The organism is Bradyrhizobium sp. IC4060, from assembly GCF_020193715.1.
Taxonomy (GTDB): Bacteria; Pseudomonadota; Alphaproteobacteria; order Rhizobiales; family Xanthobacteraceae; genus Bradyrhizobium; species Bradyrhizobium yuanmingense.
Genome location: NZ_JADYVJ010000001.1, coordinates 949,511 through 964,503 on the forward strand (window position 1 = coordinate 949,511; position 14,993 = coordinate 964,503).

16 protein-coding genes are annotated in these 14,993 nt (G+C 66.4%); 8 read left to right on the top strand and 8 right to left on the bottom strand.

The annotated features are described in order from the left end of the window. The first annotated feature begins 2 nt into the window (after positions 1-2). Complete coding sequence (locus I6F16_RS04520) at positions 3-752, top strand: aspartate/glutamate racemase family protein (RefSeq protein WP_225114768.1); 750 nt, start codon at positions 3-5, stop codon at positions 750-752. Here the strand turns inward: I6F16_RS04520 and I6F16_RS04525 are convergent, their stop codons facing one another. After that, positions 753-2,141 carry an amidase family protein gene (locus tag I6F16_RS04525; protein ID WP_225114767.1) on the bottom strand — a complete coding sequence of 463 codons (1,389 nt, stop codon included), beginning with the start codon at positions 2,139-2,141 and terminating at the stop codon, positions 753-755. Between the two features lie 88 nt (positions 2,142-2,229). Here I6F16_RS04525 and I6F16_RS04530 point away from each other — a divergent pair, with 88 nt between their 5' ends. Genes I6F16_RS04530 through I6F16_RS04545 form a run of 4 tightly spaced genes read left to right on the top strand, consistent with a single transcriptional unit; the run spans position 2,230 to position 6,098 of the window. Beyond that, positions 2,230-3,324 carry an ABC transporter ATP-binding protein gene (locus tag I6F16_RS04530; protein ID WP_225114766.1) on the top strand — a complete coding sequence of 365 codons (1,095 nt, stop codon included), beginning with the start codon at positions 2,230-2,232 and terminating at the stop codon, positions 3,322-3,324. A gap of 30 nt (positions 3,325-3,354) precedes the next feature. Next, a complete protein-coding gene (locus tag I6F16_RS04535) occupies positions 3,355-4,401 on the top strand; it encodes an ABC transporter substrate-binding protein (RefSeq protein ID WP_036023723.1) in 1,047 nt (348 codons plus the stop codon). A gap of 18 nt (positions 4,402-4,419) precedes the next feature. Then, complete coding sequence (locus I6F16_RS04540; protein ID WP_225114765.1) at positions 4,420-5,283, top strand: ABC transporter permease; 864 nt, start codon at positions 4,420-4,422, stop codon at positions 5,281-5,283. Then, positions 5,283-6,098: an ABC transporter permease gene (locus I6F16_RS04545; protein ID WP_225114764.1), complete on the top strand. Its 816-nt coding sequence runs from the start codon at positions 5,283-5,285 to the stop codon at positions 6,096-6,098. Before I6F16_RS04540 ends, I6F16_RS04545 begins: the two co-directional genes overlap by 1 nt. Here the strand turns inward: I6F16_RS04545 and I6F16_RS04550 are convergent, their stop codons facing one another. Beyond that, positions 6,099-6,434 carry a hydroxyisourate hydrolase gene (locus I6F16_RS04550; RefSeq protein ID WP_036004970.1) on the bottom strand — a complete coding sequence of 112 codons (336 nt, stop codon included), beginning with the start codon at positions 6,432-6,434 and terminating at the stop codon, positions 6,099-6,101. Positions 6,435-6,460: 26 nt separating this feature from the next. Between I6F16_RS04550 and I6F16_RS04555 the strand changes: the two genes are divergently transcribed. The 3 genes from I6F16_RS04555 to I6F16_RS04565 are packed head-to-tail and all read left to right on the top strand — an operon-like array spanning position 6,461 to position 9,886. After that, a complete protein-coding gene (locus I6F16_RS04555) occupies positions 6,461-7,657 on the top strand; it encodes an MFS transporter (RefSeq protein ID WP_225114763.1) in 1,197 nt (398 codons plus the stop codon). Further along, positions 7,638-9,008, top strand: coding sequence for an amidase (locus tag I6F16_RS04560; RefSeq protein ID WP_225114762.1), 1,371 nt, complete (start codon positions 7,638-7,640; stop codon positions 9,006-9,008). The genes I6F16_RS04555 and I6F16_RS04560 overlap by 20 nt, the downstream gene beginning before the upstream one ends. A 17-nt stretch (positions 9,009-9,025) precedes the next feature. Further along, complete coding sequence (locus I6F16_RS04565; protein ID WP_225114761.1) at positions 9,026-9,886, top strand: alpha/beta hydrolase; 861 nt, start codon at positions 9,026-9,028, stop codon at positions 9,884-9,886. 124 nt (positions 9,887-10,010) lie between these two features. On the opposite strand, the gene I6F16_RS04570 is transcribed toward I6F16_RS04565, so the two are convergent. The 6 genes from I6F16_RS04570 to I6F16_RS04595 all read right to left on the bottom strand — a co-directional run bounded on the left by I6F16_RS04570 (position 10,011) and on the right by I6F16_RS04595 (position 14,953). Beyond that, entirely contained in the window at positions 10,011-10,364 is a 354-nt protein-coding gene (locus tag I6F16_RS04570; protein WP_225114760.1) for a Rieske (2Fe-2S) protein, read from the bottom strand. Further along, positions 10,336-11,040 carry an ABC transporter ATP-binding protein gene (locus I6F16_RS04575; protein WP_036005223.1) on the bottom strand — a complete coding sequence of 235 codons (705 nt, stop codon included), beginning with the start codon at positions 11,038-11,040 and terminating at the stop codon, positions 10,336-10,338. Before I6F16_RS04575 ends, I6F16_RS04570 begins: the two co-directional genes overlap by 29 nt. Continuing rightward, positions 11,033-11,815 carry an ABC transporter ATP-binding protein gene (locus I6F16_RS04580; RefSeq protein ID WP_225114759.1) on the bottom strand — a complete coding sequence of 261 codons (783 nt, stop codon included), beginning with the start codon at positions 11,813-11,815 and terminating at the stop codon, positions 11,033-11,035. The genes I6F16_RS04575 and I6F16_RS04580 overlap by 8 nt, the downstream gene beginning before the upstream one ends. Further along, positions 11,815-12,861: a branched-chain amino acid ABC transporter permease gene (locus tag I6F16_RS04585; protein WP_225114758.1), complete on the bottom strand. Its 1,047-nt coding sequence runs from the start codon at positions 12,859-12,861 to the stop codon at positions 11,815-11,817. The genes I6F16_RS04580 and I6F16_RS04585 overlap by 1 nt, the downstream gene beginning before the upstream one ends. After that, positions 12,858-13,730, bottom strand: a complete 873-nt coding sequence (locus tag I6F16_RS04590; RefSeq protein WP_036023707.1) for a branched-chain amino acid ABC transporter permease — start codon at positions 13,728-13,730, stop codon at positions 12,858-12,860. Before I6F16_RS04590 ends, I6F16_RS04585 begins: the two co-directional genes overlap by 4 nt. Before the next feature lie 68 nt (positions 13,731-13,798). Further along, entirely contained in the window at positions 13,799-14,953 is a 1,155-nt protein-coding gene (locus tag I6F16_RS04595) for an ABC transporter substrate-binding protein (RefSeq protein ID WP_036004998.1), read from the bottom strand. Between the last annotated feature and the right edge of the window lie 40 nt (positions 14,954-14,993).

Here is a 14,993-nt window from a genome sequence, read left to right on the forward strand (position 1 = left end):
TCATGAAGCTGCTCCTGCTCAACCCAAATACCAGCACCGAGGTCACGCAGCTGATGCTGGGCGTCGGGCGGCGCGCCGCCTCAAAAGGCACCGAGCTGATCCCCTGCACCGCGGCCCGCGGCGTGCCCTATATCGCCACGCGCACCGAAGCGCAGATCGGCGGCGCCATCGCGCTGGAGATGCTTGCCGAGCAGCACAAAAAGGTCGACGCCGCGATCATCGCGGCCTTCGGCGATCCCGGCCTGTTCGCGGCGCGCGAGACCTTCGACATTCCCGTGATCGGCATGGCGGAAGCCGCGATGCTGACCGCGTGCATGGCCGGACGCCGCTTTGCCATCGTTACCTTCGCGCAGGCGCTGGGGCCCTGGTACGAGGAATGCGTCCGCGCCCACGGGCTGTGGGAGCGCTGCGCCGGCATCCGCATGCTGGATACGCCGTTTCAGGCGATCTCCGAGGTCGGCACCGAGAAGGAGGACATGCTGGTCGAGCTCGCCCGGCGCGCCATCGTCGAGGACGAGGCCGATGTGCTGATCTTTGCCGGCGCCCCGCTCTCGGGTCTTGCCGAGCGCGTCGCCGACCGCATCCCTGTCCCCGTGGTCGATCAGGTCATAGCTTCAGTGAAGCAAGCCGAGGCGCTGCATGCGCTGCGTTTGCGCAAGGCCGTTGCGGGCACCTTCCGCCGCCCCGCCGCCAAGCCGACCATCGGCCTTGCCGATGCGCTCGCCGCCCGGCTCGAGCATCGCGACAGCTGATCAGAGAGGCGGCCGGGGATGCGAAAAACCCAATTCGTTCTCGAGCACGCGGCCGAAGGCAAACAAGCGGGATTCGCATCCCGGCGGCGCGATGATCTGGATGCCGAAGGGCAGCTCATTCTCCCCGCACGGCACCGGCAGCGTCAGCACCGGGAAGCCGACCAGCGACACGATGAAGGTCACGGCGAGATAGTCGATCGGCGTCTCCAGCGCGGCCCCATCGATGGCCGTGACGTCGGCGATTTCATTCGGCCAGGGCAAGATGGACGCGGCCGGCGCGACCAGGAAGTCGGCGCGAGTGAACAGCTGGCGAAAGCTGCGGTAGATCGCGGTGCGGCGCCGCTCGGCGTCGAGGTAGTCCTGCACGGACAGGTTTGCACCGGCTTCGATATTCCAGATCACCGTCGGCGTGAGCTCCGCACGCCGCGTTCTCAGCAACTCGCCGTAAGCGTTGGCGATGTGCGCGGCGCGCAAGGTGCGGAAGGCTTCGATCGCCCCGCCGCAATCCGGCGAGGACGGCACGACATCGGCAACACGCGCGAACGCCTGGCAGGCCGCAGCGAAGCGGGCACGAGCCTCGCGCGCAACGGGCGCCACACCGAAATCGGGCGTGACCGCAATCCGGGCACGGTCGGGGACCGGTCGATCATCATCGGTACTGCCGAGCGAGAGCGGATCATTCGCATCGTCTCCGGCGCAGACCGACAACGCGAGTTCGAGATCATCGACACCGCGGGCGAGGAAGCCGTGCGTCGCCAGCATGTCCCAGCCGAGCGGCCGGCGCGACCACGGGATGCGGCCGGGTGTCGGCCGGATCGAGGCGACACCACAGAAGCTGGCGGGCGTGCGCACCGAGCCACCGAAATCGGTGCCCTGCGCCAGCGGCACCATGCCGGATGCGACCGCGACGGCAGAGCCGCCGGACGAACCGCCGGAGGTCAGCGCCGGATCGAAGGGGTTGCGTGTCGGCCCGCGCAATCTGTTGGTGCAGACCGCGCCGAAGCCGAACTCCGGCGTGTTGGTTTTGCCCAGAATGACCGCGCCGGCACGCCGCAGCCGCGCCACGACGAGATCATCCTCGGCCGGGACGTGATCGCCGAACAGCAGGGATCCGTAAGTCGTCGCAAGTCCCGCAGTGTCAGTGAGGTCCTTGACCGCAATGGGCACGCCGTGCAGCGGGCCCATCGGCGCAGAGACGGCATCGCACATCTGCGCTGCACGGCGGGCACCATCCGCATCCACCGTCACGAATGCCGCCAATCGGCTGTCGAGGCTCGCCATCCGCGCCAGATGCGCTTCGACGGCCTGGCGGGAGGACACTTCGCGCCTTGCAATGGCGCGCGCGAGCTCTGTCGCCGTGAGGTCGCATATCGATCGATCCGATGTCATGGGGTCACCATGCCAAAACGCTCCGCGAAAAGCGACAGTCGCGGGCACGAGACTTGCTTTCTCCTCTGGGGCAACGGGAGGCAACACCATGGTTGATGCGCCAAGCGGCCGATCGCTTGTCGTCGATGCGGTCACCCACCGGTATCCGAGTGGCGCGCTTGCGGTCGAGAACATCAATCTCGACATCAAGGGCGGCGAGATCATTGCGCTGCTGGGTCCGTCCGGCTGCGGCAAGACAACGCTGCTGCGCATCATCGCCGGCTTCATCGCGCAGACGCAAGGGAGGATTATCATCGGCGACGACATCGTCGATGCGCTGCCGCCGAACAAGCGCGCCGTCGGCATCGTATTCCAGAACTACGCGCTGTTTCCGCACCTGTCGATCAGCGAGAACGTCGCCTACGGCCTCGCCGCCCGCGGCATCGCCAAGGCGACGCGCCAGCGCGAAGCGCAGCGCCTGCTGGAGCTGGTGCAGCTGCCTGCTATGGCCGAGCGGCTGCCGCGGCAGCTCTCCGGAGGCCAGCAGCAGCGCGTTGCGCTCGCCCGCGCGCTCGCGATCAAGCCATCGATCCTGCTGCTCGACGAGCCCTTCGCCGCGCTCGACAAAAATTTGCGGCTGGACATGCAGATCGAGGTCAAGCGGCTGCAGCGCGTTTCCGGCATCACCACGCTGATCGTGACGCACGACCAGGAAGAAGCGCTGTCGATGGCCGATCGTGTCGCCGTGCTGAGCCATGGCAAGCTGGAGCAGTTCGGCTCGCCATCGGACGTCTATGACCGTCCGCAGACGCTGTTCGTCAACACCTTCGTTGGCTCCACCAACCGCATGCCCGGCATCGTGGTCTCAGCGGACCGCACGGCAGCAAAGGTGCGCCTCGATGCCGGCGCGGAGATCATCGCGCGTCCCGCAGGCGGTGCGCTCAGCGAGGGCGGCCGCGTCACCGTCTGCATCCGCCCCGAGCACCTGCAATTCGTCGGCGATGAGACCGGCTTTGCCGGCGTCGTTGGCATGTCGCTGCCGCTGGGCGCCACCGTCGTGCACGAGGTCACCACCGCCGACGGCTCCGGCGTCAAGGTTTCTCAGGCGCGCATCGGCGAGACGCGCGCCCTGGAGAGCGGCGCTGCGGTGCGCCTCGCACCGCTCGCCCCATCGCTCGCCAACGCCTTTCCCGCAACGCTTTAGATCCAGTCTTTGTCCAGAGGGGAGTTTGATATGATCATGAATCGCAGAAGCCTGCTGACCACGGCGCTCACGCTCGGGGCCATGAAGGCGTTTCCGGGCCTGAGCTACGCCCAGGCGCGTCCGCTGGTGTTTGCGACCTTCACCGGCAGCTGGGAGGAAGCGCACAAGGCCGTGCTGGTGCCGGCGTTCCGCAAAGCCAATGCGGACGCCGCGATGGTGCTCGATCCCATGCTCTCTGTCGACCAGATCGCCAAGGTCAACGCGGCGAAAGCAAATCCGCCGATCGACGTCATGCTGCACGACCCGGGTCCTGCCCTCGTCGCCGTCGGCCAGGATCTGGTCGAGCCTTATCCGGTCGAGAAGAGCGCCTACTACAAGGACCTGATCGCCGAGGCACAGGAACCGATGGGCCCCGCCCCGTTCTTCCAGGTCGTCGGCCTCACCTACAATCCGGAAGCGGTCAAGACGCCGCCAACGTCATGGGCCGATCTCTGGAAGCCGGAATTCAAGGGCCGCGTCGGCATCACCAACCTCAACTCGACACTCGGCACCGGCTGGCTGGTCGAGATCGCCAAGATGCGCGGCGGCTCGGAGGCCAATGTCGACCCGGGCTTCAAGGCGCTGGAGGAGCTCAAGCCCAATCTCGCCGCGGTCGCCGCCAATCCCGGCGCGCTCGCGACCCTGTTCCAGCAGGGCCAGATCGACATCTCGCCCGGCAATTTCAACGCCATCCAGATCCTGAAAGCGCGTGGCGTGCCGGTCGAGTTCGTGGCGCCGAAGGAAGGCGCCATCGCCTTCAAGACCACGATTCACATCGTCAAGAACTCACCGAACCGCGAGCTCGCCTTCAAGCTGATCGAGGCGGCCCTGACGCCGGAGGTGCAGACCACGCTGATGAACCCGCCCTACCTGATCGTGCCGACGAATTCCAAAGTGATGATGGGCGGCGAGATCGCGCGCGTTCTGGCCAAGGACACCGCCGAGCTGAAGAAGAAGTTCGTGTTCCAGGACTGGAAGAAGATCAACGAGCAGCGCTCGGCCTGGATCGAACGCTTCAACCGCGAGATCAAGATCTAAAACCTCGAGGTTCAAGCCATGGGCGCAGCGCCGGCAGCACGGGACGTGACGTCCTACGGAATGGGATTGGCAGCGCCGCTGGCGCTGTTCTTCCTGGTCTTCTTCGTCGCGCCGCTGCTGCAATTGTTCTGGCTCTCGCTGCACAACGACACGGCCGGGCTCCATTGGGGGCTCGGCCAGTACCTGCACTTCCTCACCGATCCCTTCAGCCTCGGCGTGCTCGGCTCGACGCTGCTGCTGGGCGCTGAGGTGACGGCCGTCTGCCTCGTGCTCGGCTTTCCCATCGCCTGGCTTTATCAGCGGGTCGGGCCAAAGCTTCAGACCGTCATCATCCTGATCGTGCTGCTGCCGCTTCTGACCAGCGTCGTGGTCCGGACCTTCGCCTGGATCGTCATCCTGGGGCGCCAGGGCATCATCAACGCGACGCTGCAATCGCTCGGCTTGATCGATACCCCGCTAAAGCTGCTCTACACCCAGTTCGGCGTGGTGATCGCGCTGGCACAGGTGCAGATGCCCTTGATGACGCTGCCGCTGATCACCGCGCTCAGCCGCATCGATCCCAATCTCGACGATGCCTCCTGCTCGCTCGGCGCGGGAAGCTGGCGCACCTTCTTCCGGATCATGCTGCCGCTGTCGTTGCCGGGGGTCATCGCCGGCTGCACGCTGACCTATGCCGCCGCGATCACCGCCTTCATCACCCAGTCGCTGATCGGCGGCGGGCAGATGCTGTTCATGCCGATGTATCTCTACCAGCAGGCCTCGACGCTGCAGAACTGGCCGTTTGCGGCGGCGATCTCGATCATCTTCCTGCTCGCCGTGCTCGCGGTCGTCTCGGTCTTCACCACGCTCGGCCGCATGTCGCGCGGCTATGGAGGCGCATGATGAGCGGCCGCAAGCGCACGCTCGAGGCGATCAGCTTCGAGCTCGTCATGACCGTGATCGCGGTGATCGCGCTTCTCATCATCATCGCCCCCTCGCTCGTGGTGCTGATCGTCTCCTTCACCAGCAGCTTCTCGCTGCGCTTCCCGCCGCCCGGCTATTCGCTGCGCTGGTACGTCGAGCTGTGGAATGCCTGGCAGCTGCATTTCGCGGCCAAGAACAGCCTGATCGTGGCGCTATGGGCGACCGGCCTGTCCGTTACCCTTGGCGTCGCCGCGGCGCTGGCGATCTCGCGCTCGCGGACGCTGTCGGCGCGGCTGCTCGATTCGCTCTTCATGTCGCCGCTGGTGCTTCCCGCGCTCGCCTTCGGCCTCGCCGCCCTGATGCTGTTCTCGCTGGTCGGCCTGCCGGTGTCGCCGCTGACGCTTGTGATCGGCCACACCGTGGTCTGCGTGCCCTATGTCGTGCGCAACACGGTCGCAGCGCTGGCCCAGCTCGAGCCGACCCTGCTCGAAAGCTCGGCCGTGCTCGGCGCCAGCCGCCTCTACACGTTCCGCCGCATCGTGCTGCCGCTGATCCGGCCGGGCATCATCGCGGGCGCCTTCATCGCCTTCATGTCGTCCTTCGACAACGTGCCGGTCTCGCTGTTCCTGCGCGATGCCGCCACCGACATGCTGCCGATCCGGATGTGGCAGGATCTCGAAGGCAAGCTGGATGTCACCATCGCAGCCCTCTCGGGCGTGCTGATCATCGCCACCGTCGCGCTGGTCGCGGTGATGGAGCGCGTCACGGGCCTGTCGCGGCGGCTGACCAACTGATCAGGCGCCGCGGAACAGCGAATAGCCCCAGCGCGTGAATTTCAGCGGCAGATGAAAATGCTCATCAACGTTCTTGATGCGAAAGCGGAACGGCGTCACGGTGAGGAAACCGTCGCGCTCGCCAAAGAACTCGCCGAGATGAAACAGCACCTCGTACGCGCCTTCCGTCACACCGGCACCTTGCGCGACGGCATGATCGAGCACGCCGTTGGCGCCGAGCCGCCCGTCGGCGATGCGCTGGGACTCCGGATCGATCCGCCAGATCTCGACGCGCAGCCCCTGCGCCGGACGCCCGCTCGCGACATCGACCGCGTGAATGGAAATACCGCCTGCCACAATGTTCCTCCCATGAGCACGCCGCCATGGTAGACGGAAACACGGCCGCTCGGCCAGCACCCGCGCTGCTGCCGGCCCTGGGCGCGATGACCGCGCTTCAGGCCCTGGTCGCGCTGGCCTTGTTCGCGCCCGGCGTGGTCGCCCCGCGAGCCCATATCGAGGTCTGGCAGCTCTCGATGATCTCCGCCGCCGTGTTCGCGGTCGGCATCCCCGCCTCGTTCTGGGGCGGCGGCTTCATCGCGCGCCTTGGCTCGCTGCGGATCGCGAGCCTGTGCGCGGCGGCCATCGTCGTCGGCATGGCGCTGGCTTCGCTCGGGACGAGCGCCGCCCTGCTGGCTGCGGGCCTGTGCATCGGCCTCGCTATGGGACCCGAGACGCCGGCGAGCGCGGCGCTGCTGGCGCGGCTCGTCACTGCCGAGCGGCGCGCCTTCGTGTTCTCGGTGCGCCAGACCGGCAACCAGATCGGCGCCGTTTGCGGCTCGCTGGCCCTGCCCGCGATCGCCATCGTGTTCGGACCGGTCTGGTGCTATGCGGCCGTTGCTGCCTTGGCGCTACTGGCGATCGCGCTGTTCGAACGGTTGCGGCCGGCCTATGCCGGCAAGGTCGCCCCGCCGCCGAAGCTCGATCTCCGCGCGCGGGTGGCGCTGGTGATCGCGGACCGGCGGATCGCGATGCTGGCGCTGGCCTCGATGCCGTTCAGCGCGATGCAGGTGTCGCTCAACACGGTCTTCGTCACGCTCGGCACACGCGAGCTCGGCCTCAGCCATATCGAATCCGGCATGGCGCTCGCCTGCGCGCAAGCCGGCGGCCTGATCGGCCGTCTCGGCTGGGGCTATGTCGCCATGCGGCTCGATGCCTCGCGCGCCGTCCTCGTCGTCATCGGCCTCGGCATGGCCTTCTGCGCCGCGCTGCTCGGCCTGAATGGCGCTTCGCTCGGCCGCAGCGGACAATTCATCATTGCCGCATTGTTCGGCCTGACGGCGTCGGGCTGGAACGGCGTCTTCGTCGCCGAGATCGCCCGCCTCGCCCCGCAGGACCGGATCGGCGAGACCACCGGCGCGGTGCTGACCGCGTCCTATGCCGGTCTCCTTGCCGCGCCCGCGCTGGTGTCGATCCTGGATCGCGTGGCCAGCCTCGGCATGGCCTTCTTCGCCCTGGCGTGCCTTGCCCTTGGCGGTACATTGGCGTTGATCTGGGGAGGCCATGACAACGCGGACAAATAGCGCGCGCGAGACCGTTGCCGCCGTCAGCGCCGGGCGGACCAATGCCGTCGAGACTGCGAAAGCAGCGCTCGGCCGCATCGAGGTCGCCAAGGCCTTGAACGCGGTCGTCACGATCGATCCTGCGCGCACGCTGTCGGATGCTGCGGCGGTCGATGATCGCCTGCGTATGGGCGAGATCATGCCGCTCGCCGGCGTTCCCGTGATCGTCAAGGACAACGTCTGGGTCGGCGGCTGGCGCGTGACGCAGGGCTCGCGCCTATTCTGCGATTTCATCGCGCCGCGCGATGCCATCGCGGTCGAGCGGCTGCGCAAGGCCGGTGTCGTTGTCGTCGGCATCGGCGCGACCTCCGAGTTCGCCTGCAAGGGCGTGACGACCTCGCAACTATACGGGCCGACGCGACATCCGCTCGATCCCGCGCTGACGCCCGGCGGCTCATCGGGTGGCCCGGCCGCAGCTGTTGCAGCCGGCTTGGTGCCGCTCGCGATCGGTACCGATGCGGGCGGCTCGAGCCGCAGGCCGCCGGCGCATGTCGGGGTTGCGGGCTTCAAGCCGTCCTATGGCGCGATCCCCTATGGGCCAGGTTTCGCCGAGCCCTTCTTTGGCCTCTCCGTCATCGCGCCGATCGCATCGGACGTGACCGATATCGCGCTGGCGTTTGAAGCCATGGTCGGCGCCGATCCGCGCGATCCGGAGTCTGCCGTCGTGGTGCAGCAGGCCAAAGACATCGGCAGTCAGCGCATCGCGTTCTCGCCGCGCCTTGGTCTCGACGTCGCGATTGACGACGTCGTCGCGAATGGCCTCGCCGCCGCCGTCGAACGGCTTTCCACAGCGGGTTTGCACATTACACGACGCGATCCCGTCTGGCCGGCAGGCGCGACGGAGGACGCCATCATGCCGCTGCAGCATGCGGGGCTCGCAGCACTCCACGGCGAACGCTTTCGCAACGATCCGACTGTCTTCGATCCCGACATCGCCAAGCAGATCGAGCGAGGTCTCTCCTGGTCGGGTGCGGAGGTCGCTGCAGCGCTGCTTGCGAGCACCGCGATCGCCAATGCCTTCGCAGCGTTCTTTACCGAAGCCGACCTGCTGCTGGCGCCGACCGTCCCCTGCGTCGCCTGGCCGCTGACGCAGCTCGGCCCTGATATGATCGGCGAAAAGCCTGCAAGCCCGCGGGCCCACGCGGTGTTCACGCCCTTCGTCAATCACGCCCGCCTGCCGGCGATCTCGATTCCGTGCGGAACGGATCGGCGCGGGCTTCCCTTCGGCCTTCAGATCATCGCGGCGCGCGGACAAGACCGCTCGCTCCTCGCAGCAGCGCAAGAGATCGAAGCGATCTTACGTAGTGCCTGACGCAAACGGAGACTCCCATGGTTGAGAACCCTCATTCGACAATTCGGCCGCTCGACCCCCGCGACCGCTGGTCCGAGCTGTCTCGGGCGGAACGCAGTGCCGCCTATGACAACAACGCGGCGGTCAAGAACAGCCCGGCCCTGATCGCCGAGCGCAACGAAGCCTCAAGCCGGCTGCGGGGCTCGCTCAAGTCCCATCTCGACCTGCCCTACGGCGAGCGGGCGAATAACAAGATCGACCTCTACCCGGCCGCAAAGCCTGATGCGCCCTGCCTGGTGTTCCTGCACGGCGGCTACTGGCAGCGCAACTCGCGCGAGCTGTTCGCGATGCTGGTCGAAGGCGTCGCCGCGCATGGCTGGTCGGTTGCGATTCCCGGCTATTCGCTGGCGCCCGAGGTGTCCCTCACCGACATCGTCGCCGAGATCCCGCGCGCGCTCGACTGGCTCGCGGCGCACGGCGCGTCCTATGGAATTGCCGGGCCGGTCGTGCTGTCGGGCTGGTCCGCCGGCGCCCATCTCGTCGCAATGGCGCTGGATCATCCGCGTGTCCATGCTGGGCTCGCGCTCTCGGGCGTCTACGATCTCGCGCCGATCCGCGATACGGGGCTGAACGATGCGCTGAAGCTGACGGACCAGGAGATCGCCACGCTGTCGCCGTTGCGCCTGCCCGTCACCCAGAAGCGCCTAGACATCGCCTATGGCAGCAGCGAGCTGCCGGCACTCGTCTGCGATTCCATCAATCTCTACGACAGGCGCGTGGCGGCGGGAGCGCCGGGCAAGCTCATTTCGGTCGAAGGCGCCGACCATTTCACCATTCTCGAGGCTCTGCGCCGGCCGGACGGAGTCCTGGTGGAGGCCGCGCGGCGGCTGCTGGACTAAAAGTGCGAAAAACAACCCCATGCACAGTAGCGATGTCGTTGTTTGCAAAGGCGAATTGTTTGAGGGTCGATCGACACCGCCTTTGCCGCTTTGACTCGTCGGGCAAAACAGGGGCATGATGTCATCATCGCCCCGGCTGCCACTCCTGCATCTCAATCCAGATTCGCTCGCCCGTGATCCGCACCGGATAAAGCCGCAGCGGCCGGCTCGGCCATCCCGCGGTGATTGCGCCATCGCGCAAATCGAACGACGCCGCATGGCGGGGACAATTGAGGCGCCCGGCCGTCACCTGCCCCAAGGCCAGATCCGCCTGCTCGTGCGGGCATGCACGTTCGCAGGCGACGACGTCGCCCTCGTTCCAGATCACGAGCAGGTCGCGCCCGGCGACGCGGACGATCGTCTCCGCCTTCAACCGGTCGAGATCGCAGACGGCAATCCACCCGGCCTCGTCACCCACCGAGATAGGCCTTGCGCACATGCTCGTTCGCGATCAGCTCGCTGCCGGCGCCCGATAGCACGATGCGGCCGTTCTCGAGCAGATAGGCGTGGTCGCACATCTCGAGCGCAGCGAAGGCGTTCTGCTCGACCAGCAGCACCGTGGTGCCGGCATCGCGAATGCCGCGGATGATCGCAAAGGTGCGCTCGACGATATTGGGGGCGAGCCCGAGCGACGGCTCGTCGAACATGATCAGGCGCGGCCGCGACATCAGCGCGCGGCCGATCGCAAGCATCTGCTGCTCGCCGCCCGACAGCGTGCCCGCCGCCTGCCGGCGCCGCTCGGCGAGCCGCGGGAATTCCGAGTAGATACGGTCGCGGTCGGCCGCGATCTCGCCCGAACGACGCCGGAGGTAGGCGCCCATATCGAGATTTTCCTCGACGCTCATATGCGGAAACACGCGCCGCCCTTCCGGGCAATGCGCGATGCCGCTCGCCAGCACGCGCGGCGGCTTCGCGCCGGTGATGTCGATGCCCTCGAACTTCATCTGGCCCGAGCGCGGCGCCACCAGGCCGGAGATCGCGCGCAGCGTCGTGCTCTTGCCGGCGCCGTTGGCTCCGATCAGGGCGACCAGCTGGCCGGCCTTCACGTCGAGCGAGATGCCGCGCAGCGCGGTGACGCCACCGTAGCCGCAGACCATGTCGCGTATCTCAAGCACGTCCTGCTCCATGTCCAAGATAGGCTTCGATGACAACAGGATTGTTGCGGATCACATCGGGCGTCCCTTCGGCGATGATGCGGCCATAGTTGAGCACCACGATACGGTCCGAGACGGTCATCACCATCGGCATGTCGTGCTCGACCAGCAAAATCGTGATGCCGCGGTCGCGGATGCTGCGGATCAGCTCGACGAAACGGTGCGTCTCCGAGGCGTTCATACCGGAGACGGGCTCGTCGAGCAGCAGCATCGACGGCTCCGCCGCCAGCGCCAGCGCGACACCGACCAAGCGCTGCTCGCCGTAGGAGAGCGAGCCCGCCGCATCGTGGGCGCGGCGTTCGAGCCCGACCCATTCGAGCAGCTCGCTCGCGCGCTGCCGCAGCTTGCGCTCCGAGGCGCGGGCGCCTGGCAGGCCGAGGATGGCGTCGAGCAGCCGTACCCGGCCCTGCCGGTGCAGGCCGATCAGGAGGTTGTCATAGACGGTGTCGTTCGGGAATACGCTGGTGCGCTGGAAGGTGCGGATCAGGCCGAGATCGGCGATCTCGTGCGGCTTCAATCCGGCGAGCGCAGTGTTGCGATAGGTGACGCGGCCGGCGCTCGGCGTCAGGAAGCCGGTCATGACGTTGAAGGCGGTGGTCTTGCCGGCGCCGTTCGGCCCGATCAGGCTGACGATCTCGCCCTCGCCGACCTCAAAGCTCATGTCGGAGATCGCGACCAGCCCGCCGAAGCGGACCGCGACCTGATCGATGGTCATGGCGATGCTGCGCGCGGTCATCACGCCGGCTCCTTGGCGCCGGTTTCAGTGAGCGCGACCGGCGCCAGCGCCGTCGTCCCGCTCCGTCGCCGGGTCAACCGCTGCGCCAGCGACGGCACGATGCCGCGCGGCAACACGAACAGGATGGCGATCAGCACACCGCCATAGGCGATCCACTGCGCTTCCGGTGCCATCACAGGCCGTAGCGCCACCGGCAGCAGGCCAAAGATCAGGCCGCCGACGACGGGACCCGCCAGCGAGCCCTTGCCACCGCTGATGACCATGATCACCATGGTGACGGTGTTGATGAAGGCGAAGACTTCGGGATCGATGATCCGGATGTAGTGCGCATAGAGGCTCCCGGCCGCGCCGGCGATCGCGGCGGAGATCACCGCAGCAATCGTCAGCGTCCTGGTCACGTCGATGCCGACCGAGACGGCGAGCGTTTCGTTCTCCATCAGGCCACGCATGGAGCGGCCGAAATGGGAATGAACGAGGCGCGCGATCAGGAGATAGGCGATGAGCGCAACGACCAGGACGAGATAATAGTTGTGGAACTTCGTGCGCAGCGTCAGCTCGCCAAAGCCGGGCAAGGGCAACGCGATGGACGGGATGTTGGTCAGCGCCAATGGACCCTGCGTCAGCTCGACCCAGTTCAGCGCGACCAGCCGGACCACCTCGGCAAAGGAGATCGTCACAATGACGAAATAGGCTCCGCGAACGCGGAACGACAACAGACCGACGAAATAGCCGCACAATCCTGCAATCAAAATTGCCAGCACGAAGCCTACGATCGGCGGCCATGGTGTGTGGACAAGACGAAAACCCCCTAGCAGGCCGATGTCGAAGCCGAGCGATGTCAGTGCGCTGACATAGGCGCCGATGCCGAAGAAGGCGATATGGCCGAGGCTGAGCTGGCCGGTGAAGCCAAGCAGCAGATTGAGACTCATCGCGCCGATGACGAAGATGCCGGTCGTGATCAGCGCGTTGAGCAGATAGGGATCGCGCAGCCAGAGCGGCACCGAGGCCAGCGCCGCGACGGCGAGAATGGTGACGATCGTCTTCATCCGACGCGCTCCGCGCGCGCGAACAGGCCGGTCGGCCGGAAGATCAGCACCGCGATGATGATGAGAAAGCCCATGGCATCGCGGTAGCCGGACGAGACGTAGCCGGCGCCGAGCTCCTCGGCCAGCGCCAGGATGAAGCCGCCGATCACCGCGCCCGTGATGTTGCCGAGGCCGCCGAGGATGACGATGGCGAAAGCCTTGACCGCGGCGAGATCGCCCATCTGCGGGAAGATCACGTAGACCGGCCCGAGCAGCGCGCCCGCGGCGGCGGCGAGGCTAGAGCCGATCGCGAAGGTCGAGGTGTAGATCATGTCGACGTTCACGCCCATCAGCGACGCCGTGTCATGGTCCTGGAACGTCGCCCGCATCGCGCGGCCGAGGCTGGTCTTGTTGATGAGCAGATACGTCACAAGGATCAACATGGCCGCAGCGGCGAGCACGAACAGGCGCAGCCATGAGACGGAGACCGGGCCGAGCACCAGCGGCGCCTCCGGGAATGGCGTCGCTACGGATTTCGCGACGCCGCCCCAGATCCACAGCGTGCCCGACTGCATCGCGATCCAGGCGCCGATCATCACCAGCATGGTGGTGTCGATGTCGGAGCCGCGCAGGGGACGCAGCAAGGTCAATTCGATGGCCGCACCCAGCAGCCATCCGGCCAGCACGGCCACGGGTAGCGCGAGAAAGAAGTTCAGCCCGAACTGCTGCACCACGATGAACATGATGTAGGCGCCGAACGTGTAGAGCACGCCATGCGTGAAGTTCACGACGTTCATGATGCCGAAGATCAAGGTCAGCCCGATACCCAGCAGCGCATAGGTGCCGCCGAGCACGAGCATGTTGATCAGATGCTGAAGGAATTCGCTCAAGATTGTTCCCGATTAGTCCGTATTCGGCGAGAGCGGTGACGTACCGCCCTCGCCTGCGAACAAGCGCGTCAGAGCGTCTTCATCTCGATCTTGCCGTCGGCGATCTCGATGAGATAGACATTCGGCTGGCTCTGACCGCTTTCCTTGCCCTCGGGGCCCGACTTGCGGAACACGATGTCGCCGTTCAGCCCCTTGATGTTGATGTTCCAGAGCGCCGCCTTGATCGCGGCAGGCTCGGCCTTGCCGGCCTTCTCGATCGCGGCGGCGACGGTGCGGATGCCGTCATAGCCGCGAAAACTCTCGGTGCAGCCGGCGAAGTCGAAGCCGCGCTTCTTCCATTCCGCGATGAAATAGTTGGTGGCTTCCGGGTTCGGCGTCTTGTCCGGGAACCAGGGCAGGAAGGTGGTCAGATGCATGGTGCCGTTGGCGGCCGCTCCCGCCTGGGCGATGATCTGGTCCGGGTTCTGCGAGCCGCCGGTGGTGATGATGCGCTTCTTCAGGCCGAGCGCGGCGGCCTGCTTGAAGATCAGCGTGAGCTGGTCGACGGCGGTGGTGACGATGACGGTCTCGGAGTCCGAGCTCTTGATCTTGGACAGCTGCGCGCTCATGTCCTGCGCGCCCTGGTCCATGGTCTCGACCAGGCCGATGCCGATGCCCTTCTCCTTCATCATCTTGCTGAAATCCTCGGCGGTGCCGCGGCCCCAGTCGTTGTTGATGACAAGGAAGTCGACCTTTTTCAGCGCGAGCTTGTCGACGATGTTCTTGAACGCGGCCGCCTCGATCGCGGAGGGCGGCGAGATGCGGAAGATGAAGGGATTGCCCGTCGTCGTGATCTTGCCGGAGGACGAGGTCTCCACCACCATCGGCGTCTCGTATTCCATCAGCTTCGGCATCACCGCGAGCGTCAGGCTCGAGCCCCAGGCGCCCATCAGGACCGGCACCTTGTCGCTTGTGATGAGCTTCTCGGCGACGGCGGCGGCCTCCGTCGGGTTGCTCTTGTTGTCCTCGATGACGAGCTCGATCTTCTTGCCGAGGATGCCGCCCTTGGCGTTGATCTCGTCGGCGGCGATCTTGGCACCGTTAACGACGTAAGTGCCTGAGGCCGCGAACGCGCCGGTGAGCGGCTCGTTGACGCCGATCTTGATGGTCTGCGCCCCCGCGGCGCCGCCGAACAAGGCCGTCGCCAACGCGATTGCCGGAACCAGTCCGAGTGTTCGTGTCATGTTTGTCTCTCCAAATCCCACGCTGTTGATGTCAGGGCAG

Excerpts from the sequence above, each read along its gene's own strand:
- I6F16_RS04520 (WP_225114768.1), top strand. The coding sequence starts at position 3 with ATGAAGCTGCTCCTGCTCAACCCAAATACCAGCACCGAGGTCACGCAG.
- I6F16_RS04525 (WP_225114767.1), bottom strand. The coding sequence starts at position 2,141 with ATGACATCGGATCGATCGATATGCGACCTCACGGCGACAGAGCTCGCG.
- I6F16_RS04530 (WP_225114766.1), top strand. The coding sequence starts at position 2,230 with ATGGTTGATGCGCCAAGCGGCCGATCGCTTGTCGTCGATGCGGTCACC.
- I6F16_RS04535 (WP_036023723.1), top strand. The coding sequence starts at position 3,355 with ATGATCATGAATCGCAGAAGCCTGCTGACCACGGCGCTCACGCTCGGG.
- I6F16_RS04540 (WP_225114765.1), top strand. The coding sequence starts at position 4,420 with ATGGGCGCAGCGCCGGCAGCACGGGACGTGACGTCCTACGGAATGGGA.
- I6F16_RS04545 (WP_225114764.1), top strand. The coding sequence starts at position 5,283 with ATGAGCGGCCGCAAGCGCACGCTCGAGGCGATCAGCTTCGAGCTCGTC.
- I6F16_RS04555 (WP_225114763.1), top strand. The coding sequence starts at position 6,461 with ATGGTAGACGGAAACACGGCCGCTCGGCCAGCACCCGCGCTGCTGCCG.
- I6F16_RS04560 (WP_225114762.1), top strand. The coding sequence starts at position 7,638 with ATGACAACGCGGACAAATAGCGCGCGCGAGACCGTTGCCGCCGTCAGC.
- I6F16_RS04565 (WP_225114761.1), top strand. The coding sequence starts at position 9,026 with ATGGTTGAGAACCCTCATTCGACAATTCGGCCGCTCGACCCCCGCGAC.
- I6F16_RS04570 (WP_225114760.1), bottom strand. The coding sequence starts at position 10,364 with ATGTGCGCAAGGCCTATCTCGGTGGGTGACGAGGCCGGGTGGATTGCC.
- I6F16_RS04580 (WP_225114759.1), bottom strand. The coding sequence starts at position 11,815 with ATGACCGCGCGCAGCATCGCCATGACCATCGATCAGGTCGCGGTCCGC.
- I6F16_RS04585 (WP_225114758.1), bottom strand. The coding sequence starts at position 12,861 with ATGAAGACGATCGTCACCATTCTCGCCGTCGCGGCGCTGGCCTCGGTG.
- I6F16_RS04595 (WP_036004998.1), bottom strand. The coding sequence starts at position 14,953 with ATGACACGAACACTCGGACTGGTTCCGGCAATCGCGTTGGCGACGGCC.